This window comes from Acidithiobacillus sp. (assembly GCF_049965315.1).
GTDB lineage: Bacteria > Pseudomonadota > Gammaproteobacteria > Acidithiobacillales > Acidithiobacillaceae > Acidithiobacillus_B.
Genome location: NZ_JBMFWL010000010.1, coordinates 29,078 through 51,089, shown reverse-complemented (window position 1 = coordinate 51,089; position 22,012 = coordinate 29,078). Strand labels below are relative to the sequence as shown.

At 64.6% G+C, this 22,012-nt stretch carries 18 protein-coding genes; 9 read left to right on the top strand and 9 right to left on the bottom strand.

Going from position 1 to position 22,012, the window contains the following annotated elements:
• Together ACP5MM_RS04510 and ACP5MM_RS04505 are read left to right on the top strand one after the other, a co-directional pair.
• A partial coding sequence (locus tag ACP5MM_RS04510; RefSeq protein WP_427934168.1) for a hypothetical protein occupies positions 1–787 on the top strand: 787 nt, incomplete at its 5' end.
• Positions 788–1,199: 412 nt separating this feature from the next.
• Positions 1,200–1,517 carry a hypothetical protein gene (locus ACP5MM_RS04505; protein ID WP_427932064.1) on the top strand — a complete coding sequence of 106 codons (318 nt, stop codon included), beginning with the start codon at positions 1,200–1,202 and terminating at the stop codon, positions 1,515–1,517.
• Positions 1,518–1,523: 6 nt separating this feature from the next.
• Here ACP5MM_RS04505 and ACP5MM_RS04500 read toward each other — a convergent pair whose 3' ends face one another.
• The 3 genes from ACP5MM_RS04500 to ACP5MM_RS04490 are packed head-to-tail and all read right to left on the bottom strand — an operon-like array spanning position 1,524 to position 3,547.
• A complete protein-coding gene (locus ACP5MM_RS04500; RefSeq protein WP_427934167.1) occupies positions 1,524–2,456 on the bottom strand; it encodes a homoserine kinase in 933 nt (310 codons plus the stop codon).
• A gap of 18 nt (positions 2,457–2,474) precedes the next feature.
• On the bottom strand, positions 2,475–2,807 hold the full coding sequence (locus ACP5MM_RS04495; protein WP_427932061.1) for a DUF2782 domain-containing protein: 333 nt from the start codon (positions 2,805–2,807) through the stop codon (positions 2,475–2,477).
• A 20-nt stretch (positions 2,808–2,827) separates the two neighbouring features.
• The gene (locus ACP5MM_RS04490; protein WP_427932059.1) at positions 2,828–3,547 is read right to left on the bottom strand and encodes a TIGR00730 family Rossman fold protein; all 720 of its coding nucleotides are present in this window, start codon (positions 3,545–3,547) and stop codon (positions 2,828–2,830) included.
• 70 nt (positions 3,548–3,617) lie between these two features.
• Here ACP5MM_RS04490 and polA point away from each other — a divergent pair, with 70 nt between their 5' ends.
• On the top strand, positions 3,618–6,314 hold the full coding sequence (gene polA, locus ACP5MM_RS04485; protein WP_427934166.1) for a DNA polymerase I: 2,697 nt from the start codon (positions 3,618–3,620) through the stop codon (positions 6,312–6,314).
• 51 nt (positions 6,315–6,365) lie between these two features.
• Here polA and ACP5MM_RS04480 read toward each other — a convergent pair whose 3' ends face one another.
• The 3 genes from ACP5MM_RS04480 to yihA all read right to left on the bottom strand — a co-directional run bounded on the left by ACP5MM_RS04480 (position 6,366) and on the right by yihA (position 9,619).
• Positions 6,366–7,445 (bottom strand): cytochrome-c peroxidase, encoded by a 1,080-nt coding sequence (locus tag ACP5MM_RS04480; protein WP_427934165.1) that lies wholly within the window; start codon positions 7,443–7,445, stop codon positions 6,366–6,368.
• A gap of 164 nt (positions 7,446–7,609) precedes the next feature.
• Positions 7,610–8,875 (bottom strand): voltage-gated potassium channel protein, encoded by a 1,266-nt coding sequence (kch, locus tag ACP5MM_RS04475; RefSeq protein WP_427932053.1) that lies wholly within the window; start codon positions 8,873–8,875, stop codon positions 7,610–7,612.
• Positions 8,876–8,878: 3 nt separating this feature from the next.
• On the bottom strand, positions 8,879–9,619 hold the full coding sequence (gene yihA / locus ACP5MM_RS04470) for a ribosome biogenesis GTP-binding protein YihA/YsxC (RefSeq protein WP_427932051.1): 741 nt from the start codon (positions 9,617–9,619) through the stop codon (positions 8,879–8,881).
• 228 nt (positions 9,620–9,847) lie between these two features.
• Here yihA and ACP5MM_RS04465 point away from each other — a divergent pair, with 228 nt between their 5' ends.
• Both ACP5MM_RS04465 and ccsB read left to right on the top strand, forming a co-directional pair.
• Positions 9,848–11,707 carry a cytochrome c biogenesis protein ResB gene (locus ACP5MM_RS04465; protein WP_427932049.1) on the top strand — a complete coding sequence of 620 codons (1,860 nt, stop codon included), beginning with the start codon at positions 9,848–9,850 and terminating at the stop codon, positions 11,705–11,707.
• On the top strand, positions 11,688–12,860 hold the full coding sequence (gene ccsB / locus ACP5MM_RS04460; RefSeq protein ID WP_427932048.1) for a c-type cytochrome biogenesis protein CcsB: 1,173 nt from the start codon (positions 11,688–11,690) through the stop codon (positions 12,858–12,860). The genes ACP5MM_RS04465 and ccsB overlap by 20 nt, the downstream gene beginning before the upstream one ends.
• A 46-nt stretch (positions 12,861–12,906) precedes the next feature.
• Here the strand turns inward: ccsB and ACP5MM_RS04455 are convergent, their stop codons facing one another.
• The 3 genes from ACP5MM_RS04455 to panD all read right to left on the bottom strand — a co-directional run bounded on the left by ACP5MM_RS04455 (position 12,907) and on the right by panD (position 16,468).
• Positions 12,907–14,445, bottom strand: a complete 1,539-nt coding sequence (locus ACP5MM_RS04455; RefSeq protein ID WP_427934164.1) for a TonB-dependent receptor family protein — start codon at positions 14,443–14,445, stop codon at positions 12,907–12,909.
• Between the two features lie 152 nt (positions 14,446–14,597).
• Positions 14,598–15,836 carry an MFS transporter gene (locus ACP5MM_RS04450; RefSeq protein WP_427933492.1) on the bottom strand — a complete coding sequence of 413 codons (1,239 nt, stop codon included), beginning with the start codon at positions 15,834–15,836 and terminating at the stop codon, positions 14,598–14,600.
• Positions 15,837–16,090: 254 nt separating this feature from the next.
• A complete protein-coding gene (panD, locus tag ACP5MM_RS04445; RefSeq protein ID WP_427934163.1) occupies positions 16,091–16,468 on the bottom strand; it encodes an aspartate 1-decarboxylase in 378 nt (125 codons plus the stop codon).
• A gap of 365 nt (positions 16,469–16,833) precedes the next feature.
• On the opposite strand from panD, the gene ACP5MM_RS04440 reads away from it, so the two are divergent.
• From ACP5MM_RS04440 to ACP5MM_RS04425, 4 genes are read left to right on the top strand one after another with little or no spacing between them, the layout of a single operon-like run.
• Positions 16,834–18,459 carry an MFS transporter gene (locus tag ACP5MM_RS04440; RefSeq protein ID WP_427931595.1) on the top strand — a complete coding sequence of 542 codons (1,626 nt, stop codon included), beginning with the start codon at positions 16,834–16,836 and terminating at the stop codon, positions 18,457–18,459.
• A gap of 34 nt (positions 18,460–18,493) precedes the next feature.
• A complete protein-coding gene (locus ACP5MM_RS04435; protein ID WP_427931594.1) occupies positions 18,494–19,912 on the top strand; it encodes an efflux transporter outer membrane subunit in 1,419 nt (472 codons plus the stop codon).
• The gene (locus ACP5MM_RS04430) at positions 19,899–21,053 is read left to right on the top strand and encodes an HlyD family efflux transporter periplasmic adaptor subunit (RefSeq protein ID WP_427931592.1); all 1,155 of its coding nucleotides are present in this window, start codon (positions 19,899–19,901) and stop codon (positions 21,051–21,053) included. Before ACP5MM_RS04435 ends, ACP5MM_RS04430 begins: the two co-directional genes overlap by 14 nt.
• Complete coding sequence (locus ACP5MM_RS04425; protein ID WP_427931590.1) at positions 21,040–21,975, top strand: LysR family transcriptional regulator; 936 nt, start codon at positions 21,040–21,042, stop codon at positions 21,973–21,975. The genes ACP5MM_RS04430 and ACP5MM_RS04425 overlap by 14 nt, the downstream gene beginning before the upstream one ends.
• The last annotated feature ends 37 nt before the right edge of the window (positions 21,976–22,012 follow it).

The following is a 22,012-nucleotide window of genomic DNA, read 5'->3' as shown; positions in this document are numbered from 1 at the left end:
AGTGATTGGACCGGTCTGCGCCGGACTGCTGATTCTGAGCGTCTCGTTCCAGGTGGGTTTGTTGCTGGACATCGCCACCTACGTCGTCAGCGCCGTTTATTGGCGACGCATGAGCTACGGGAGGAACTTGCGATCTCAACCCAGCCCGAACCTGATGGCTGGTTTCAGGGCCTTAGTCGACAACAGTCAGGTTAGAAACGTCAACGTAGCTAGAATACTAGGTAATGGCCTTTTTGTTTTTTGGGGAGTGTTCTTGCCAAGCGCTGTGGTACGCGGCATCGGCGTTGAGCAAAGCCCGTTGGCCTATGGTGTATCAGCTGGGGCGATGGCCGCCGGCATAGCCATCGGTGGTTACGGGATTTCTCGGTACATCCGGAACAGCCGTATGGTGAGTTTGCGAGTCGTCATTTGGCTGGCAGCCTTGGCGGTCTTTTCCGCCGGCATGGCGATGCTACCGGCAGTCTACGGGCGGGCGGTGGGATTCGCAGGGGTTGTCATGATCGCTAGCTTACTGGGGGTGGCGATCGCTAGCTCGCGCACTGCTTGTGTAGTGGTCGGTCAGCAGGTTACGCCCGCGCCGATACTGCATCTGGTGATGGCGGCGGGCGATAGTGTTGTGCGGATATTATCCGCCGCGCTGGCAATGGTACTGGGCCTGCTGGTCAACGCCAACAGCGGTGGCGGCATGGTGTTGCTCTACATCTTAGTGCTGGCTTGTTTAAGCTCACTAGCTGGACTGCTGGTCATAGCTTGGGTCGAGAGACGTTATGCCGAAGTAAATGCTTGATGTGGCATTAGTGTTGGGGATCGGCTGACAAGGCAGATGGCCATAATTCCGTTCATGGAATAAGCTTCCAATTTAAAGATGCCCCGATCGTTGGATCGGACCCGGCTGGGGGAAAGGGGGTGTTCATCCCAAACACCCAAACCCCGACCACCCTTGGCGCTGCTACCCGTCATTGCCCCAAACGAGGCGGGACCTCTGCTTTGGATTGACAAGCTGGCAAATTTCCGGTGTACGGCGTATAAAAAGCACATAAGCCGCAACGCAGAATGCCTGGTGGGAGCGGCCACGGAAATGGGTTAGCCGCACCGGCTTCGGCCTCATTGGACGGCGGTCAGCCGGAAAAAAATGTCTGACTGGTATTCGTCTTGGGGCAGATGGGTGAGCGGCGTTCCTGGCGAGGGAAGGTGCTTTGATGATGGTTTTGTATTTCCTGAATACGGTCCTGGTGGTGCTCATTGTCCTGGCAGCCGTGTTCCCCAAAGGGGCGCGGCGCGTTTTGGAGGGTTTGGGCTTGTGGCCCTTGGTGGCGGCCATCGATCGGCGGCGTTTTCAGAAGATGCTGGAGATCCTCGGCACCTTTCTGGTGGTCATGGCCTTGGCCCTGATCGCTTCCATCCTCCTTGGCGGCCATGGCAGCGACTGGGCCTTGCCGGCGGGGGAGGCGATCTTTTTCGGGGCGGCGCTGATCCTCGTGGCACGCTGGTCGGGCAAGGCCCCGCCGGACTCCTGAGTTCGTTCAGCAGGTCGCCCGGCGGGCCAGGAGGATGCGCCGGTATTCTTCGGGGTCCTTGCACTGGGTGAGATCGCCGGCGCGGGGGAAGTGCCGGGCGTCGAGGCGCAGGAGCCAGAAGCGCAGGGCGGCGGCGCGCAGGAGGGGGAACCAGCACACTTCTTCCCCGGCGGCCAGGGGACGCTCGCTGGTGTAAGCCTCCCAGAGGATCTGGCTGAGGGCGTTGTCGAGAGGCCCGTCGGGCCGGGAGCACCAGGCATTGGCGACAATGGCCAGGTCATAGAGCCAGAGGTCGTCGCAGGCGTAATAAAAGTCGATGACGCCGGTGATCCGGCCGGCGCTGAACAGGACATTGTCGGGGAAAAGATCGGCGTGGATCACCCCCCGGGGCAGATGTTGGCAAGCGTTCTGACCTTGCTCCCGCAATTCGTCCTGTATGAGTTCTACATCGTCCCGGCATAAATGGGCGCGCAGGCGCCGGGCGGTTTCCTGCCACCACCGGGGCCCGGCGGGATTGGGGCGGTGAATGGGGAAGTCCTGCCCGGCGCGATGCATGCGCGCCAGCAGTCTGCCCAACAGGATGATTTCCTCCGCTGTCGGACTCCGCCCCTCCACCGAGCGCCCGGGCAGGCGCTGGACAATGGCGGCGGGCTTGCCGCAGAGGGTCTTGAGGGTGCGGCCGTCGCGGGCCGGGATGGGGCGGGGGCAGGGGATGTCGGCGCGCCCCAGCCAGTCGGTCAGATCGAGAAAATAAGGGATTTCGTGGGTGGGCAGGCGTTCGAAGATGGTGAGGACGGCGTTGCCCTTTTCGGTATCGAGGAAAAAATTGCTGTTCTCCACGCCAGCCGAGATGCCGGTGAGCCGGAGGGGCCGGCCGAGGTCATAGCCGGCCAGAAAGGCGGCCAGTGCGGCATCGCTGACGGGGGTGTAGACGGACATGATGCGCTGCCTGATGCCTTACCAGCGGAAGATGACCCAGCTCGGCACGCTGAGATGTTCGGCATCGGTTTGCGGTACCTCGGTGAAACGGCCGGTGCCGCCCTTGTCGACGAGATAATAGGGCGGGAAGGGTTTGGGCGGGATGACCTTGACCATGTAGACGCGGCCATTGACCTTGTATTCCTCGATGCGCGAACCCTCCGGGGCCTTGATTTGGGCCTTGGGGCCGATCTTGCTCTCCGGCGCCAGGCTGGGCAGATGGAGTTTCTGCAGGTCTTCGGCGCGGGCCAGGGTGGAAAAGGATAGGGCCAGCAGGCTGGCGCCCATGACGATGCAGATGCTGCGTACCATGGTAATGCTCCCTTGGGGCCTCATAGATTGAGAAGGGCCTCTGTCTCTGCGGCCGATGGAGCAAAGCCGCGCTTTTCGTAATGGTTGAAGATGGCGTTGACCACCTCCTCCGCTTCGTCAATGACGGTAATCAGGTCAAGGTCCTCGGCGTGAACGGTGCCTGCCGGGAGCATGGTGGAGCGGATCCAGTCGAGCAGGCCGCTCCAGAAAGCCGATTCGACGAGGATGATGGGCATTTTGCGAGTCTTGCCCGTCTGCACCAGGGTGAGGCATTCCACCAGTTCATCGAGGGTGCCGAAGCCGCCGGGCATGACCACATAGGCGGCCGCGTATTTCATGAACATGACCTTGCGCGAGTAAAAATGCTCGAAGGACAGGGAAATATCCTGATAGGGGTTGGTATGCTGTTCATGGGGCAGTTCGATGTTGAGACCGATACTGTAGCCGGTGCCGTGGAAGGCGCCCTTGTTGGCGGCCTCCATGATGCCGGGGCCGCCGCCGCTGATGACGGAAAAGCCGGCGTTGGACAGCATCTCGGCGATGCGCTGGGCCTTCTGATACCAGGGATGATCCGCGGTGACCCGCGCCGAGCCGAAGATGCTCACGCAGGGCTCCACGGCAGCCAGCTTCTCGTAACCGTGGACGAATTCGGCAATGATCTGGAAGATCTTCCAGGCCTCGCGGGTGAGGCGGGCCTCGCCGCCATCGCCGGGCTGCTGGTGTTGGAGTTGTGGACGCATGGGAATCCCGTGTTTTGTGGGGTGCTTTTGCGTATTATGGCGGAAAATCACTGCAAAGTCCTAGCCCGTCATGAATGACTCACCCCTCATACTGGTGGATGCCTCCAGTTTCCTCTATCGCGCCTTTCACGCCCTGCCCGATCTGCGCGCCCCCGATGGTTTGCCCACCAGCGCCATCTATGGCGTGGCCAACATGCTGCGCCGCCTGCTCAAGGACCACGAGGCCCGGGAAATCGCCGTGGTCTTCGACGCCCCCGGGGGCTCCTTCCGCGACGCCCTCTATGCGCAATACAAGGCCCAGCGTCCCGCCATGCCCGAGGAACTGCGGGTACAGATACCCTTGCTGCACGAATGGGTCCAGGCCATGGGCCTGCCCCTCCTCGTGGAACCGGGCGTGGAGGCGGATGACGTCATCGGTACCCTGGCGCGGCAGACGCCCGTGGATCAGCCTGTGCTCATCATCACCGGCGACAAGGACATGGCCCAACTGGTGAATGACCAGGTGCATCTCCTCGACACCATGAAGGGAGTGGAAACGGACCGGGGCGCCGTCCTGGAGCGTTTCGGCGTTCCCCCGGAGCGCATCGCCGATTTCCTGGCCCTGACCGGGGACAAGGTGGACAACATCCCCGGCGTTCCCGGAGTGGGACCCAAGATCGCCGCCAAGTGGCTGGCTGAGTATGGCGATCTGGACGGGGTGCTGGCCCATGCCGGGGAAATCGGCGGCAAGGTGGGGGAAGCGTTGCGCGCCGCCGCCGATTATTTGCCCTTGAGCCGGCAATTGGCGACCATCCGGGTGGATGTGCCCCTGCCTGGCCTTTCCCTGGAGCGGCGCCTTCCCGATGTGGCGGCCTTGCGGCGCTTGGCGCAACAGTTGGGTTTCCACGCCTGGCTCAAGGACCTGCCCGCCGATCCCGGCCCCGCAGCGGCCGGCGCTGGCCAATTGGACCGCAACGGTTATCGTTTGATCGTCCACCCCGATGCCCTCGCCGCCCTGGTGCAGGCCGTGGAAGGGGCGGAGCTGGTGGCCATCGACACCGAAACCACGGACCTCGACCCCTGGGCCGCCGATCTGGTGGGCATCTCCTGCGCCTGGCTGGGCGCTGACGGGGAGGTGACCGCCGCTTACATCCCCGTGGGCCACCGGGACGGCAGTCCCCAGTTGCCCAAGGCGGAGGTGCTGACGGCCTTGCGCCCCTGGCTGGAGGACCCCGCCGCCGCCAAACTGGCCCAGAATGCCAAGTTCGACTGGCGGATCTTCTGGCACCAGGGGATCCGGCCGGCGGGCCTGCTCCGGGACACGCTGCTGGAAAGCTATATCCTCGACAGTACCCAGACGGGCCACGATCTGGACACCCTGGCCCAGCGCCATTTGCAGCATCGGAACATCGCCTACGCGGATCTGGCCGGGAAGGGGAAAAACGCCAAAAACTTCGCCGATATCCCCGTGGCCGATGCCCTGCCCTACGCCGCCGAGGATGCCGATGTCTGCTTGCGTCTGGATCGGCTCCTGTGGCCGCGGATTGCCGCGGAGCCCGGCTTGCAACGGGTGTTTACGGAAATCGAAATGCCGCTGGTGACGGTCCTGGCGCGCATGGAGGAGGCCGGCGTCAAGGTGGATCACCGCCAGTTGGAGGTCCTGAGCGCCGAGCTGACGGAGGAGATGCAGGGCATGGAGGCGCGGGCCTTCCACGCCGCCGGGCAGTCCTTCAACCTCAATTCGCCGAAGCAGATCCAGGAGATCCTCTTCGACAAGATGGGGCTGCCGGTCTTGAAAAAGACCCCGGGCGGTCAACCGTCCACCAACGAGGATGTGCTGGCGCAATTGGCCGTTCAGGCGGAATTGCCGCGCCTCATCCTCGACTATCGGGCCTTGGCCAAACTCCGGAATACCTATGCCGACGCCCTGCCGCGCATGATCGAGCCGCGTACCGGGCGGGTGCATACCCATTTTCAGCAGGCGGTGGCCGCCACCGGCCGTCTGGCATCCAGTGAACCGAACCTGCAGAACATCCCCGTGCGTACGGAGCAGGGACGGCGCATCCGCCGCGCCTTCGTGGCGGAGCCGGACCATGTCCTGATGAGTGCCGATTATTCCCAGATCGAACTGCGCATCATGGCGCATCTGTCGGGCGACGCGCGCTTGCGCAGCGCCTTTGCCGAGGGCCTGGACGTGCATGCCGCCACCGCCGCCGAGGTATTCGGCCTAGCCCCGGAAGCGGTGGATGCCGAGGCGCGCCGCGCCGCCAAGGCCATCAATTTCGGCCTGATCTATGGGCTTTCCGCCTACGGTCTCGCCCAGCAGTTGAGCATCGATCAGGGCGCGGCGCGGGAATACATGGATCGTTATTTCCAGCGTTATCCGGGGGTGCAGGCCTATATGGAACGCATTCGCGCCGAGGCGCGGGAGCGCGGCTACGTGGAAACCCTCTTCGGCCGCCGCCTCTATGTGCCGGAGATCCGCTCCAGCAACCCGGCCCGGCGGGCCTATGCCGAGCGCGCCGCCATCAACGCCCCCATGCAGGGCACGGCGGCCGACCTCATCAAAAAGGCCATGATTGCCGTGGATGCCTGGCTGCTGGAGGCCCCGGAACGGGGGCGGATGATCCTGCAGGTGCATGACGAGCTGATTCTGGAGGTGCCCCGGGCCGGTGTTGCGGCCGCACGGGCGGCCCTCAAGGAGCGGATGGAGGGGGTGGCCGAGCTGGCCGTCCCCCTGCTGGTATCCATGGGCGTTGGTGACAACTGGGATGCAGCCCACTCTTGAGAGCTGTCCGGCGGCTGGATCCCAGCGCCGGTGTCTCGGCCGGATCCGCAGTTAATCCGCAGAGGCGGACGGCAGGGACCCCGGGAAAGCGCCGGGCGGCAGGATGGGAGCCTCGGCAAAATCCTTGGGCAGCGAACCCGTAAGGCTGTCCAGGAAGCTGACGATGTCCTTCACCTGCTGATCCGTGAGTTCCCGGCCAAGCTGCACCTTGGCCATCACCCGCACCGCCTCGGGCAAGGTGGCCACCGATCCGTCATGGAAGTAAGGCGCCGTCATGGCCACGTTGCGCAGGGCCGGCACCTTGAATACATACAGGTCCGCCGGGTTCTTGCTGACGTCCATGCGGCCCTTGTCGATCTCCTTGGAGCCGGTGGCCTGCCAGTACGGTTCCGTGATGCCGAACTTGGTGAACATGCCGCCGCCCACATCCACCCCGCCATGGCAGCCGGCACAGCCTACGGCGATGAAATCCCGCAGTCCTTTCCTGGCGGTCACCGTCAGTGCCCCGTTATCCCCTTGCAGATAGGCGTCGAAGGGCGAGGGAGTCACCAGGGTCCGTTCATAAGCGCCGATGGCCCGGCCCCAGTTTTGCGGCGTGATGGGATTTTCCTCGCCCGGGAATGCCTTTTGAAAAAGCGGCGAGTAACCCGGTATGGCCTTCAGCTTGGCCATGGCGGCGCCGTAATCGGGGTTGCCGTAGCTGGGCGGACCCACCAGGGCCTGGGTGGCCTGATCTTCCACGTCCTTGCGATCTCCCCGCCAATGCTCGGCGACCTGTAGGGCGGCGTTGAGGACGGTGGGGGCATTGCGGGGGTTCAAACGGTCCTTGACGCCGATGGATTTGGGCAGGGCGTCGGTACCATAGAGGGCCGCCTGGTGGCACTTGGCGCAACTCACCGTCCCGTCCAGGGAGATGCGCGGGTCGAAGAAGAGATCCCGCCCCAGCGCCACCAGCGCCGGGGTGAGGGGATGCGCGGCGCTGGCCATGCTGGCCGGCAGGGGCTGGAAAAGCTGCCGCGCCTGCTGGAGCAGCGACTGGTCCGCGGCATTCACTGTGGCGGCCTGGAGGGGCCCGGACAGGAGGGGGAGGGAGCCGATGGCTACGGACTGGAGCAAGGTTGACCAGCGCATAAGAAACTCCTTTTAAATCATTTAGCTACCGACAGTTCTCCTACTCTAATCCAGATGCTTCCGGCAAGACAAGCAGGGATACGCCGCCGAGTTCTTGGGATTATGCTGCGCGTCCGCCCCCGTTTGATTCGGCCAAGCGCCTCCGCCAGCAGCCGTTTTCCCCCTTATTTTTTGCCAGGGTCTTCATGCGCGTCGCCGGTAAAGCGGAAAATGCGCATGACGGCATCGGTGTTCAGCTCCTCGCCATTGAGGGCCATGGCCAGGAGTTCGCCGCCCATGACCTGGGGGGCGATGATCATGTCCGGCTGCACTCGGCGCACCCGGCCCAGGTTCTTGCTGTCATTGACGGCGGCCACCGTCCGCGCCTGCCCCTCCAGCTCCTTCACGGCGAGGACGACGAAGGCGTTTTCCGAGTCGTCGGCGCGCAGGGCCAGCACCGACAGGGCCGCGTCCGCTCCGGCGCTCTTCAGGGTATCGGTATCGCTGGAGTCGCCCAGCACCAGATCGCCGGGATCGTAGATGGAATCCTCGGGTTGATGGCCGATGATCACCACCACCGGAAGCTTGCGGGCCTTCAGCTCGCGATAGGTGTTGCGGGCCAGCGGCGTATCGCCGGCGATGATGTAATGGTTCTTCCGGATCATGGGGCGTTTTTCTCCTTGCAAGAGCCGCTGCAGGCGGTTGTTGACGGCGGGGATGATGATGGCCGAGAGGGAGGTGGCAAAGACGGTGATGCCGAAGATGATCAAAGACACGACAAAGAGCCGGGATTCGTCCGTCACCGGGAGGATGTCGCCATAGCCCACCGTGGACATGGTGACGACGGCAAAATAGAGGGCCGTGACCAGGGAGTGGATGGGCGGCTTGAAGTCCGGCCCCAGCACATAGGCGCCGAAGACTCCATAACCGAGGGTGAGGATCGCGCTGACGAGGGCGAAGAGGGTGCCGCTGGCCAGGCTGCTGCGGTCGAAATGGCGATGGTAAGCCAGGAGCAGCAGGACGAGGATGCCGTTATACAGGAGCAGATGGCTGAACTGCAGGGGATGCTGATACATCTCCAAGGCGAGGGTGGCGGCGGCGATGAGGAGGGTCACGGCCCAGGCGAAACGGGAGCGGAACAGCAGCCCCACGGACATCACCAGCAGGACGATCCCTGCTGCCCCCTGGGGCACTCCGCGGAAGGCGTCCAGGATGAAGCTGTGGGATACCGTGCGCAAACTGCCGGAATAGCTCAGGCCGAGGATGCGCTCCAGGGCCGGCAGGATGTTGAGGATGCCAAGGACACCGACGGCGGCGGCGATGGGGACGTGGGGGTACCAGAAGGACAGCCGGAGTTGCTCGCTCCAGCGCGCGGCCCCATGCACCCAGCGGGCCCGCCAGCCTGGGCGCAGGGCATGCCACAAGCGGTGATTACTGAACTTTTTGGCCAAGGCTTACTCCAATCCAGCGGATGGCCCCCGGGCTGTCTCGATCTGGTCCCTCCCTCCCTGACCGGATCGCGAGTCCTTCTCACCTATTTGGGACTCTGACTCGGCCCCGGCAGATGTCGGGGTCTCTTTTTCACCGAGCCAGGCCGCCAGTTGTCGATGCAAATCAGCCAGCCCGAGGCCGGTCTGCGCGGAGAAGAGTTGCAAACCCACCTCGGCCAGCAAGGCCTCCCGGCGCAATTGGGCCAATACCTGCAAGCCCGCGCCGCGACTCAGCTTGTCGGCCTTGTTGAGCAGGACATGGACGGGCCGCCCGCACTCACGGCCAAAGGCGATGAGATCCGCATCGTGGGGGCCGAGGGGGTGGCGGATGTCCATGACGATCACCAGCCCCCGCAGGCTGCCGCGGGCGCGCAGATAGCGCTCCAGCAAGGGTCCCCAGGAGAGCCGCAGGGCCTCCGGCACTTTGGCGTAGCCGTAGCCGGGCAGATCCACCAGGCGCCGCTGCGCGTCCAGGGTGAAATAATTGATGGCCTGGGTGCGGCCCGGCGTGCGGCTCACGCGGGCGAGGCTGCGCCGTTCGGTGAGGCGGTTGAGCACCGAGGACTTGCCGGCGTTGGAACGTCCGGCGATTGCCACTTCGGCACCCTCATCCGCCGGCAACTGTGCCGTTTTGGTCACGCTGATGCTGTACTCGGCCTGTCGCAACAGGGCAAAGCGGTAGTCTTCGGGTTTGGTATGGTCCATGCTTAGAGCATAGTCGTTGCCCTTGTGATCTGGCAACGGCCCGCCGCTCTATTTTTCTGATTTGACAGGGGCAAAGAGAAGATTGTTTAATAACTTTCTTTTTGGACATGGTCCAGATCACGGCCTTCCCAAGGCGGCGCGGGGAAGGTTTGGCCGCCAGGGCGGCGGACCTGCGGTTTTTGAAGTGTCTCCCAGGCGTATAGCGCCCCTATTGATGAGGTAATCCGCTTGACCGAGCGTAGCGCGATCGCATCCCCACCCCCCGCACGCTGGCGCTTGCTCGTCCAGTTTCTGGGCTCCATGCGCCTGGCGGTGAGCCTGCTGGTTCTCCTGGCCATCGCCTCCATTATTGGCACCGTCCTCACCCAGCAGCAGCCCTATCCGAACTATGCCTTGCAGTTTGGCCCGTTCTGGTTCCAGGTCTTCCGCGAACTGGGGCTCTACAATGTCTATCGTACCCTGTGGTACACCGGCATCGTCGCCTTCCTGGTGCTGTCCACCGCCACCTGCGTGACCCGCAATACGCCGCGCATGCTGCGGGAGATGCGCGACTTTCCCACCCGTCAGGCGGAGCAGGTCTTGCTGGAACAGGACGAGTGGGTGCGGATGCAGAGCCCTCTGGCGCCGGCGGCGGCCGGAGAGCGGGCGGCGCAGGTGTTGCGCGCGGCGGGCTACCGGCCGCGGGTGGAGCAGGCCGGCGACGGCTCCTTGGCGGTGGCGGCGCGCAAGGGGCGCTATCAGCGGGCGGGCTACTTCCTCACCCACATCGCCATTGTCGTGATCTGCGGCGGGGCGCTCTACAACGCCGACGTGCCGGTGAAATGGGCGGAATGGCGGGGCACCCTGCAGCCGGAAAAGAACTTTGACCTGCCGCTGTCGCAGATCCCGCAAAAATCCTGGATGTCGGTGCATAACCCAGCGTACCGCGGCACCATCACCCTTCCCGAGGGAGAAACGGCCAACGCCGTTTTTGAACTGGCCGGCGACGGTTATCTCGTCCAGCCCTTGCCCTTTCGCATTCATCTGCAGTCTTTCCAGATCTCCTACTACTCCACGGGGATGCCCAAGGACTTCATCTCCCGCATCGTTCTCTACAACGCTCAGGGCAAGGTGCTCAAGGCCGGGCTGGTGCGGGTGAATCATCCCATGAGCTACGACGGCGTGGAGATTTATCAGTCGAGTTTCAGCGATGGCGGTTCGCTGCTGCGGATGAACAGCTATCTTCTCGGCGCCCCGGGCACGTCGCCGCGCACCCTGGAGGGGCGGGTGGGGCAGACCCTGCAAGCGGGCAATTCCGGCTATTCCGTGGACCTGAAGAACTTCGATCTCTACAACATCGTGCCCAAATCCGCCGTGGGCGAGAAGGCGACGCCCGATCACCCCACCGTCAACCTGGGGCCGAGCTTTACGTATATCGTGCATGACAAAAGCGGGGCCGGCGCCGAGTTCAAGACCTATATGACGCCCATCACCAGAGAGGGGCAGGGCTTTTTCGTGCAGGGCTTCCGCACCGCCTTCGCCAATCCCTATCAGTATGTCTACATCCCCACCGGGCCCCATGGCGGCATCGGGCTTTTCATGGATTATCTGGCGGCCTTGCAGACCGCGGCGCGGGCGGGGAGCAATGCCTCGGAAGCCATCTTCGTGGATACCTTCCGGCAGGTGGTGGCCCGGGATGCCCCGGAGATGAGCCCGGGCGCCCAGGGCATTTTTCTCCAGGCGAGCATGGATGCCCTCTTGCAGTTGCGGGATTATCCCATGCCCTTCGTGCTCTCCCTGAGCAGCTTCGATCACCGCTGGGCGGCGGGCCTGCAGGTGACCAAGTGGCCGGGGACCACGGTGATCTACTGGGGTTGTGTGGCCCTGGTGCTGGGGATTTTCATCCTCTTTTATTTACCGCAAAAGCGCATCTGGATGCGGTTGCGCGCCCATGATGAAGGTGCCGAGCTCTTGGCGGGAGGATCTGCCAATCGCAATCGGCTGGATTTTGAAAAGGAATTTTCCACACTGGCGGCGGGCCTGGAGCAGGCCCTCGAAGGCAGCGAAATCGCGTACAAGGAGAAAGACAATGGCAAACCTGCGAGTTGAGCAATGGTCGGCGCTACCCCCTGCCAAAGGGTGGTGGGCACGTTTGAGTATGGGTGACTGGGCCTGGGTAGCGGGCCTGACGGCTGCCGCAGGCATCGTCCTCGGTCTCTATGGCGCCGGTTTCGGGTACTGGCAGTTTGTCGTCCTGGCCTGCTGGTATGCGGCGCTCATGGCCGCCGGCCTGGCCTGGCGGCCCATGCAGATCGCCACGGTGGCCGTGGTCGCGCCCGCATTGCTGGCGGTATGGCTTTACAGTATCGGCCAGACGCCCGCCAACGATTTCCTCCTGCGTGATGTGCTGCAGGGTTATGCGGCGGCATTGTGGATGAGCGGCCTGTTGCTGGCGGCCACCGCGGCGTACCTCGTGTTTCTGTTCACCCGGTCGGAGCGCCTGGGGCGCTGGGCCACCGGCCTCACCTGGGCCGGCGCCATCATGGGCTTCATCGCCCTGGGGGTGCGCTGGCGCGAGACCTATATCGGCCATCCCGACTGGGGACATATCCCGGTAAGCAACCTCTGGGAAGTCTTCGTCCTCTTTTGCGCCTCCACGCCGATCTTTTATCTCTATTACGAAAAACGCAACCAGGCCCGCGCCCTGGGGGCCTTTGTCATGCCCCTGGTGGCCGCCGGGGTGGGCTTTTTGCTCTGGCTCACCTTTGCCCAGCACATGGACCGCATCGAACCCTTGATTCCGGCCCTGCAGAGCTTCTGGATGAAACTCCATGTGCCCATGATGTTCGTCGGCTATGCCAACTTCACCATCGCCAGCCTGGTGGGCTTCGCCTATCTCCTGGGCGAGCGCTCGCGCCGCCGCGACGGCTGGCTGGGCCGCGTCCTGCCAACGGGGGCGGTAATGGATGATGTCATGTACAAGGCCATCGCCCTGGGTTTCCTGTTTTTCACCGCCTCCACCATCCTGGGGGCCGTCTGGGCGGCCGAGGCCTGGGGCGGATTCTGGTCCTGGGACCCCAAGGAGACCTGGGCGCTCATCGTCTGGTTGAACTACGCGGGCTATTTGCATGCGCGGGTGGTCAAGGGCTGGCGCGGCACCGCCATGGCTTGGTGGTCGGCCATGAGCCTGTGGGTGGTGAGCTTCTGCTTCCTCGGCGTCAACCTCTTCCTTTCCGGACTCCACTCCTACGGTCAATTGTAGGGCGCAGGGTCCGTCGTTCTGACGGACCCTGCCGCACGGCCTGGTCCTAAAAACGCTGGACCACACCCGCTTGAATGAGGCGCGGGATACCGACGAGGATGCCGCGGGTGCGGTCCACGATGAAGGTGCGATCGGCAAGGTTTTTTACGGTCACGAAAAGGGTGCTGCGCGTCGCCTTGACTTCGTAGTTGAGGCTGGCGTTCCAGATCAGATAGGAGGGGATTTGACCGATCTGCGCGTTGCCGAAGGCGGCCGCGCGGCGGGTTTCGCCAAAGTCACTGAATTGGGAGCCGACGTAGACGGCCTCCAGTTGCAGGTCAAGGCCTCCGCGCGCATAGCCGATGGCGGCGGTGGATTGCATGGCCGGTGAGTAGGGCAGGCGGCGGCCTGCGGCGCTCCCCGGGACGGGCGTCCCTCCCAGGACCTGGCGAAAGACATCCCGCTGCTCTGCTATGGGTATCCAGGTCAGGGTGGCGCGGCCGTAAGGGCCCTGGGCGCTTTTCCAGGAACCGGAAAATTCCATGCCGGCGGTCGCCGCTCTCCCTTCCGAGAGGGGAAGGTTCCCGCCCGCGACCGATCCCACCGCGATCATGCGCTGAAAATAGCTGCGAAAGAGGGCGAATTCCAGCCGCAGGGCGGTGCTTGGCCGTGCCCGGAAGCCCAGCTCGAAATTGGTGGAATCCTCCGGACCGACCTCCGTCGCGGTACCGATGCCATTGATGACGTCCTCGACGCGCGGGGGCGCGAAGCCGCGGTGGACGTCGGCAAAGAGGGTAAGCGTCGATGACGGCCGGTACAGGAGTCCCAGGCCGGGCAACCAGCGGTCCAGCCAGTCGCTGCCCCCGCGTCCGGTGAGTTGGTCGCGCCGGTCGAAGGCGATGTATTCGTAGCGGATGGCGGGCACCAGGGTCCACCGCCCCAGGTCGATGCTGTTGAGGAGAAAGCCCGAGTAAGCCTGAGTCCGGCGCAGGTTGTCTTCCACCAGAATTCCGCTGCGCGCCGTCGGGCTGTTGCCGTTGACCTGCTTGCGTACCTGTTTCTCGAAGTGGGCGCGCAGGCCGCCCTGCCATTCGCCGCTGATGCCCGCAAAACTATAGGGCAGGCGCAGCCGCGGTTCCACGCCCATGACCTCGTAATCCCGGAGCCGTCCCTGGATGGAGGCGCAGGCATCGACGTTTACGGGCAGGCCGGCGAGGCGCTGCTCCAGGAAGCCGCGCCCGCATTGGCTGTCGGAGCTGCTGCTCGCCTGCCGCCACCAGTCGCGGGAAAAATAGGAATAGTAGACATTGGTGGTGACTTGCCGTCCTTTCCCCAGGTCGATCTCGTGGGTGGCCGAAAGGCCCAGGCGGCGGGCATCGAAGCGGTCGTTGCGGAAGGGATTGTACCGTGGCCCGAGCAGGCGGTATTCGGCTTCCGTAAGGCCGCTGTAGGTCACCATGGAGGATTCGGTGAAGTAGTTGGCCCGCAAGGTGATGGACTGATCCGGGGTGAGGGCGTGTACGCTCTTCCAGTTGAGATCATTCAAGGCGGCGGAGACGTTGTCGCGGGCCCCTGCCCCCTGTTTGCGGGTGTAGTCCAACAGCATGCCATCACCACCGATCCGGATCTTGCCGTTGACAGCCCATGCACAACGCGGCCTGGGCCGCTCCTACGGTTTCCGATGTATTTCATGGCCCCTGGGCACGCTGTAGAGCATGATCGGCGCGGTGCCACGGCAGCGCTTGCGTTTTTGCAGCGCTAATCGGCGCTAGGTGCCTGACCTATCCCCTTACCCCGGAAGAATCTTCCATAGAGCCAGAGGTAGGCGCCCTGGAAGGCGGCCGCCAGCAGAAATGGCGTGGTGAGCATCTCCAGGTGGAAAAAGGCACCCGCGACGGCGGGTCCGATGGCGCGCGGGATCTGGATGGAGATGCTGTTGAAGGTGGCGGCCAGCCCGCGCCGGCGGCTGTCCACCAGGGAGAGAAAGAGGGCTTGGCGTGAGCCGATGCTGCCCTGGTTGAGGGCGGCGCGGAGGATGTAGAGGACCGTGGCGAGCCAGAAAAAGGGCACGAAGGGGATGATCAGCAGCATTGCCAGGCCCAGCAGGCGCAGGCGCAGGACGGTGCCCACCAGGCCGAAGCGCAGGGTCAGCCTGCCGCCTGCCAGCGACATGACGCCGGCGGCCGCAAAGCCCACGGCCATGGTTCCGCCGATGGCCGCCGGCCCGACGCCGAAGCGCAGGGCAAACCAGTAGGCCATGAGCGGCCCCACCATGCCGACCCCCAGGCCGTTCAAGGCGTTGATGCCGGCCAGGGTGAACAGGTTGCGCCAGGGCGGAGGGGCCGCTGGGGTCGCGTCCGGGCGCTGGTCCGCGTCCTCCGGCAGCGTTTGCGCCGGCGGCTTGCCCTCCTTGGCGCTCCACAAGAAGCCCAAACAGAGCAGTGAGCCCAGGAGGACTACGGCAAAGAGGGGTCGATAGGCCAGGGCTCCCGGCAGCCAGGGGGATAGCAGGTCCGGCAGGCCTGCCAGAACCGCGCCGAGGCCCATCCCAAACAGGCCAATGGCGGTATTGAGATTGAACAATCGTCCCCACAGCCCCTCGTCCATGCTGCGCGATAGCCAGGACTGCTCGGCGGGCGCGAAGGGCCCGGCACCCCCGTTGGCTCCTCGACCAAAGGCCCCGGCAATGGCCGCGGCTCCCAGCCACCACGGATTGGCCGAGGACAGGGCGATGCCGGCACAGGCAAGCTGCAGGCCTTCGTAGCCGAGGAGGAAACCCTTGGCGCCGAGATGATCGCTGGCGGGGCCCACCAGCAGGGTGGCCAGGGCCCCAAGGAGCAGGCTGGCGGAATAGACGGCGCCGATGGCCAGCGCCGTCCAGTGCAGGGCGTGCAGATACAAGGCGAAATCCACCACCAGGGCGCCCTGGCCGACGCTGCGTGCCGCCCGCGCCGCCATGAGCCGGCGTGCCGTGGGCGGAATGCCGGCTAGGATCAAGGGCTATCCGTGCCGCGTCGGGCGCAGGCCTGCCGCCGGGTAACGCAAGGGCCAGCGGGCGGCACCGGCCGCCTTCCGGACCGAGAGCGCGAGGCTGATCTCCAGGAGGATGCGATATGTTCGCGACCCAAAGGGCGCGGCGTCACCCCCTGGGCATCGCAGGGACGGAACGCAGCGCATGATCGTTCGCCCTCGGACCCGCCCATGCGCCGGCTTCCCGCAAGGACATGGAGGGCCATGGGGGACGACGCCCATCAGGAGGGAGGGATCTCGTGGCCGATACGCTGGATCTGGTTGCTGCCGTCTACATAGACCAAGCGGGGCTGGAAGTCGGCGGCTTCGTCCGCGGAAACCTGGGCATAGGCGGCGATGATGAGGATGTCGCCCAGGGCCACCCGGCGGGCGGCGGCGCCATTTACCGAAATGACCCCGGAGCCGGCCGGTGCGGCAATGGCATAGGTGCTGAAGCGCTCGCCATTGTTGACGTCGTAGAGGTGGATCTGCTCGTAGGGCAGGATACCCGCTGCCGCCAGGAGATCGCTGGCGATAGCGCACGACCCTTCGTACTCCAGTTCCACCGCCGTTACCCGCACGCGATGCAGCTTGCCCTTAAGCAAAGAGAGGAGGATCACTGGCCGCCCTCGTCGCGATGCTGGCGGGCGGCAAAACGATTCACCCCCCAGGCCACCAGGATCATGAGGATCGGCGTACCGACCATGACGATGACATCACCCCAGATATTGAACATAACCATTCCCTCCTGATTGCATTATACGCTCAGTGCATGGGCGGGGGAACGGTGGGGGCCTGGGCGCCTTTGGGGGCATCCCTTTCCTTCGTTGTTGCCCCGCCGGTCCTTCTGCAACGGATATCCGCTCTGGGGTACGAGTAGATGATAGCCGATTGCTATCAATCGCTGACGAAAAATACATTTTCCATCCATTCCTGCCTCTCCTAATCTGCCGTTCCGTCCATCTCGCTGGATATGGTGCCATCCGTGCCTGTTTCGTCTTCCTTTTCCCCTACGCAAACGCCGTTCCGCGGCCTGCCCTTGCTGATCCTCATCAGCGGGTTGAGCAGCGGGCTTTTTCTCGCGGCATGGAGCCTGGCCTGGTCGATCCCCATGTTGCCGTATATTGCCGGAGCCTACAGCACCAGCCTGGACCACGCCGTGTGGTCGCTGACTTTTTACCTCCTCGCCTGGGCCTTGGGGGTGGTGCCGGCGACCTGGGCATACCAGCGCTTTGGCGAAGTGCGGACCTATCTCTTTTCCCTGGCGCTGCTCATGCTGGCTACCTTGCCGGACCTGTTGAGCAGTCATTTCAGCCTGTTTCTGGCCGGCAGGCTGGTGCAGGGCTTTTGCGCGGGTTTGTTGACGCCCCTGACCCGGCGCATGCTCATCCGTTATGCGCCGGGCCATTGGCAGACGAGCGTGGCGGACCTGACCATCATCAATTTGGTGTTTCCCCTCCTGGCGGGACCTTCGTTGGCGGGCTGGATTGCCTATACCTGGGACTGGCGCGGTGCGCCTCTGCTGACTTTTCCTGTGGGTTTCCTCTCTCTGGCGGTAGTGGCTTTGCTATTGCGCGACGATCCCCGCGAGCGGCTGCGCCAACCCTTCGACTGGATGGGTTGGCTCCTTTTGGGCCTGTGGAGCGGTACCTTTCAGATCGTGTTCAATCGGGGCGAGGACTGGAATTGGTGGGATTCCGTGCCGATTCGCTGGCTCGCGGCGGCGGGAACGGTGTTCCTGGCGGCTTTTTGGCTCTGGGAGCGTGAGCACCCGCATCCTTGCCTGGACCTTGGCTTGCTCAAGCGGCGCAATTTTGTCCTCGCCATCCCGGCCCTGATCTTTGGTTGGGGCCTCTTGCTGGGAGGGAACAGCCTCTTTGTATCGGGGCTCATCGGCCAAGCGGGCTACTCGGCCTTCTGGGCCGGTGTGGTGCTCTTGCCCATGGCCCTGGCGGGCGTTCCCCTCATTGCCGTCATGGGGCCCCTCTCCCATCGCGTCAACCCGTTGTGGCTGGCCACCCTGTGTTTTCTCCTGATCGCGGCCTATGGCTTTACGACGCGGATCAACATGGACAGCAGCCTGGAGAGCCTGTTGTTCTGCCATTTGCTGGAGGGAGCGGCCCTGGGTTTTTATCTGGTCCCCTTGAGTCTCATTATGTTTTCGCGCTTGCCGGCGCAGCGCCTGCCCGCTGCCGCGACCCTGCAGAACTTTGTGCGCATTCTCGGCGGGGCATACCTATCGAGCATTTTTTCCGCCCTGTGGATGCGTCATGGCGAATACTTCCGCGCCCATCTGGCCTGGCAGTCGCCCCTGGGACCCCTGGCGAATCTGGACCGGCGCTTGCTGGGAGAGGGTATGAACGGGCGACAGGTCCATGCCCTTTCCCTCCAGCACCTGCTCTTGCAGAGCGCGGCCCTCAGCATGCAATCCATGCTGAGGCTATGGGGATGGATGGCCTTGCTTGTCCTTGTCCTGCTGTGGCTGAGCAAGGGGCCGTACCGGCGCCGGCTCAATCGTCCGGGGCGGGTCACCATTGAAGAGGAGATCATGGAGAGTGCGGGTTTCACCGAGAAGGATGTGGAGATGGCTGGACGTCATGGAGGGGAATAATGATCTCCTGCGCCCGTTTTCCGTGGAGAGGGGCGTGCCGGCCGCTCTGGCCGTAGCCCTGATGGGCACCCTCTTGAGCGCCTGTGCCCCGCAGATTCACGCCCTTTCGCCTGCCGGAGTGCCGGTTCCGGCTATGGCGAAGACGGTAACCATCATGCAGGGCGCCCATCCCCCGCCCACCGGGGCATGGCCTGAAGAGGACTGGTGGCGTGGTCTGCGGGTGGCCCAGCTCGATAGCCTGCTGCGCCATGCCCTGACCCATAGCCCGCAGATCATGGCCGCCCAATCGGAATTGGATTGGGCGGCGGCCATGAGCCGTCTGCACGGTGCGGCCCTCGGCCCGCAGATCAATGGGGCCGCCAGCATTGCTCCCATGCAGTTCAGCGGCAATGGGCCCTTTGGCGCCCTGGGCTTGGGCAACAAAAGGTATGATAGCGGCGACATCGGCCTGGGCTTCAGCCAGGCCCTGGATTTTTGGGGGAAGCGGCGGGACTTGTGGAAGGCCGCCTTGGGCGAAGAGCGGGCGGCAAATGCGCGTCTGGCGGATACGCGCCGCTTGCTGGCCGGAGCCATTGTCCGCCGCTATCTGGATTGGTGCCTGAGCAGCCGTCAATATGCGCAAACGGAAAACTTGCTGGATCTGGCGGAGAAGCGTTTGCAACTCGCCGAAATCCGCCAGCGCCTGGGCCTGAGTTCGCAAATCCCCCTCACCCGGCAACGCCAGCAGCTAGCGACCCTCCAGGCGCTGGCGGAGCACTGGGCCGGCCTGGCGGACGACGCGCGGGCCGAACTGGCCGAACTGGCCGCCACGAACCCGGACGCCTTGCCCGTACAGCCGGAATATCCCCAAGAGCAAGTCCTTCCGGCGCTACCTCCGCATCTGCGTCTGGATCTCGTGGCGCGCCGGCCTGACGTCCAGGCGGCGCGGGATGCGGCGCTGGCGCGCATGGCGCGCACCCGTGCCGCGCGAGCGGAATTTTATCCGGATGTCTCTTTTTCCGCTCTTCTCGACATGAACAGCGCTTCCCTGGCTACGCTCCTGAATCCGGCGAGCTTCGCCTATGCGCTAGGACCGGCCATTCATCTGCCGATTTTTACCAGCCGCGCGCTCCATGCCCGCTTGCATGCCGCGGAGGCGCGGCAGTCGGAGGCGGTGGCCATTTATGAGCAGACGGTATTGCGGGCCACCCGCCAGGTGCTCACGGCCCTTTCGGCCTGGACCAGCGAGACGGCCCAATGGGCCGCCCAACGCCGGGCCGAGCGGTGGGTTGGCCAACGGGTGGTCCTGGTGGAGCGCCGCCGGGCCCTGGGCGTGGATGACGAAACGGCGGTCCTGGCCCAGCAGGAGGGCGCCGTCCGAGAGCGGATGCAGGTGGATCTGTTGCATTATGGCAGCCTGCGGGCCTGGGCCGAGCTGGAGACGGCATTGGGAGGCGGTTATGGCCATTCCTGAGGTGGTGAGCGGGGCACGGCGCTTGGCCGAGGAAAGCTGGCGCCGGCGGCGCAATTTGTGGCTCCTCCTGGTCATCGTCCTCCTGGCGTTGGCGGGCTGGGCGGCCTGGTGGTTCTTGGTGGGCCGCTGGTGGGTGAATGTGGACGATGCCTATGTGGAGGGCAATATCTATCCGGTGAATGCGCGAGTCAGCGGTACGGTGGCAGCGGTGTCCGGCTACAATACCCTCGTCGTCCGGCGCGGTGATCCGCTGGTCATCCTGGGCGGGCGGCGGGCGGAACTGGCGTTGCACCGGGCCCAGGCCCAACTGGCCCAATCCCGGCAAGATGCCCGAGCCCTCATGGAAGAAATGGCCGCGAGCCGGGCGCACGGTGCGGCCTTGGCGGCGGCGTTGGCAACGGCCCGGCAAAAGGCCTGGCGTTATGGGGCAGCGGCCGAGAGCGGGGCGGCGCAGACCCTGGAGGCCATCGCCAGCAAGGACGAGGTGGCCCGCCTGCGGGGGGAAATCGCGGCGGAAAACGCCCATGGCCGCGCCCTTCAGGCCCGCCTGGGCGCCCGGGACGCGGACAACGCCCCCAGCGTCAAGGCGGCCCTGGAACGCGTCAAGCTGGCGCAATTGACCCTGCAGCGGCAGATCATTCGCGCCCCCGTCAGCGGCATCCTCGCCCAGCAGGCGGTTCAGCGCGGGCAATGGGTGGCGCCGGGGCAGCGCCTGTTCACCGTCGTTCCCCTCCACCAGATCTGGGTGGACGCCAACGTCAAGGAAACGGATCTGGCCGCCGTGCGGGTGGGGGCGAGAGTCATCCTGCATGCCGACGTGTATGGCGGCGGGGTCACCTACCATGGTTGGGTGGCAGGCATTGGCGGTGCTTCGGGGGCGATTTTTGCTGTCCTGCCTCCGGAAAATGCCAGCGGCAACTGGATCAAGTTTACCCAGCGAATCCCGGTACGCATTGCCATCGACCCCCAGGACCTCGTTGCCCACCCCCTCCGTCCGGGGCTGACCATGTCCATGGCCATCCGCGTCGGCGGCAAGGCCCGGCAGGGGCCGGCGCCCGCTTGGATGGAAACGGCGCGGCCCGGGTCGGCCAGCGCTGCCGCCGCAGACCTGGCGGCGGGAGGCCGGCGTGACGTACGCTAAGGTTTTGCCCGGGAGCGCCGGCCTAGTGGATTTGCGTCATTTGCGTCACTTCGTGGCCCTGGCCGAGACCCTGCATTTTCATCGTGCCGCCGAGCGCCTGCATCTGGCCCAGCCTTCCCTGAGCCGGAGCATCCGCAGTCTGGAGGAGGAACTGGGAATGCCCCTCTTCCTCCGCAATCAGCGCGAGGTGCGGCTGACGTCAGCCGGGGCCGCCCTCCTGCCCGAAGCCCGTCTGCTCCTTGCCCATGCGGCGCGCACCCGACGCTTGATGCAGGACATCGGCCGGGGCGATGCCGGCGTGCTGCGCATCGGCTTTGTCGGCTCCACGGCCATTACCCTCCTGCCGCGCCTCTTGCGCAGCTTCCGCGCCGCTCATCCCCAGGTGCGGCTGGAGTTGCAGGAGATGAGCAGCGCTGCGCAAACCCGCGCCCTGCTTGCCGGGCAGATGGACGTGGCACTGATCCGGGACATGGAGGCGGGGCCTGATATCCGACAGCATTCCCTACTGAAAGAGCGCCTCCTGCTGCTGGTTCCCACGGGACATGCCCTGGCGCAACAGGCGCCCGTGCCCTTCTCGCTGCTCGCCGATGCGGATATTGTGTTGTTGCGCCGCGAGGTGGCGCCGGGTTCCTACGACCGCATCTGGGCCAACTGCCTGGCCCACGGCCTGCAGCCGCGCATCCTCATGGAAATGGCCGATTCCAACGCCGTTCTCAGCATGGTGGCCGCCGGATTGGCGGTGAGCTTTCTCTTTTCCTCTTTCGCCCAGGCCGTCCGCCCCGGCGTCACCTTCCTGCCTCTGCAGGATGAGATGGCCGACAGCGAAGTCTTCCTGGCTTGGCAGGAAGAGATCGCGCAGCAAAGCCCCGCGCTGCGGTCGTTCATTGGCCTGGCGCAAAGCGCTTTTCCCCCGGCGGATTAGGCCAAGGAGTCAGCCGCTAGCCGGTTTCGTGCAAGGA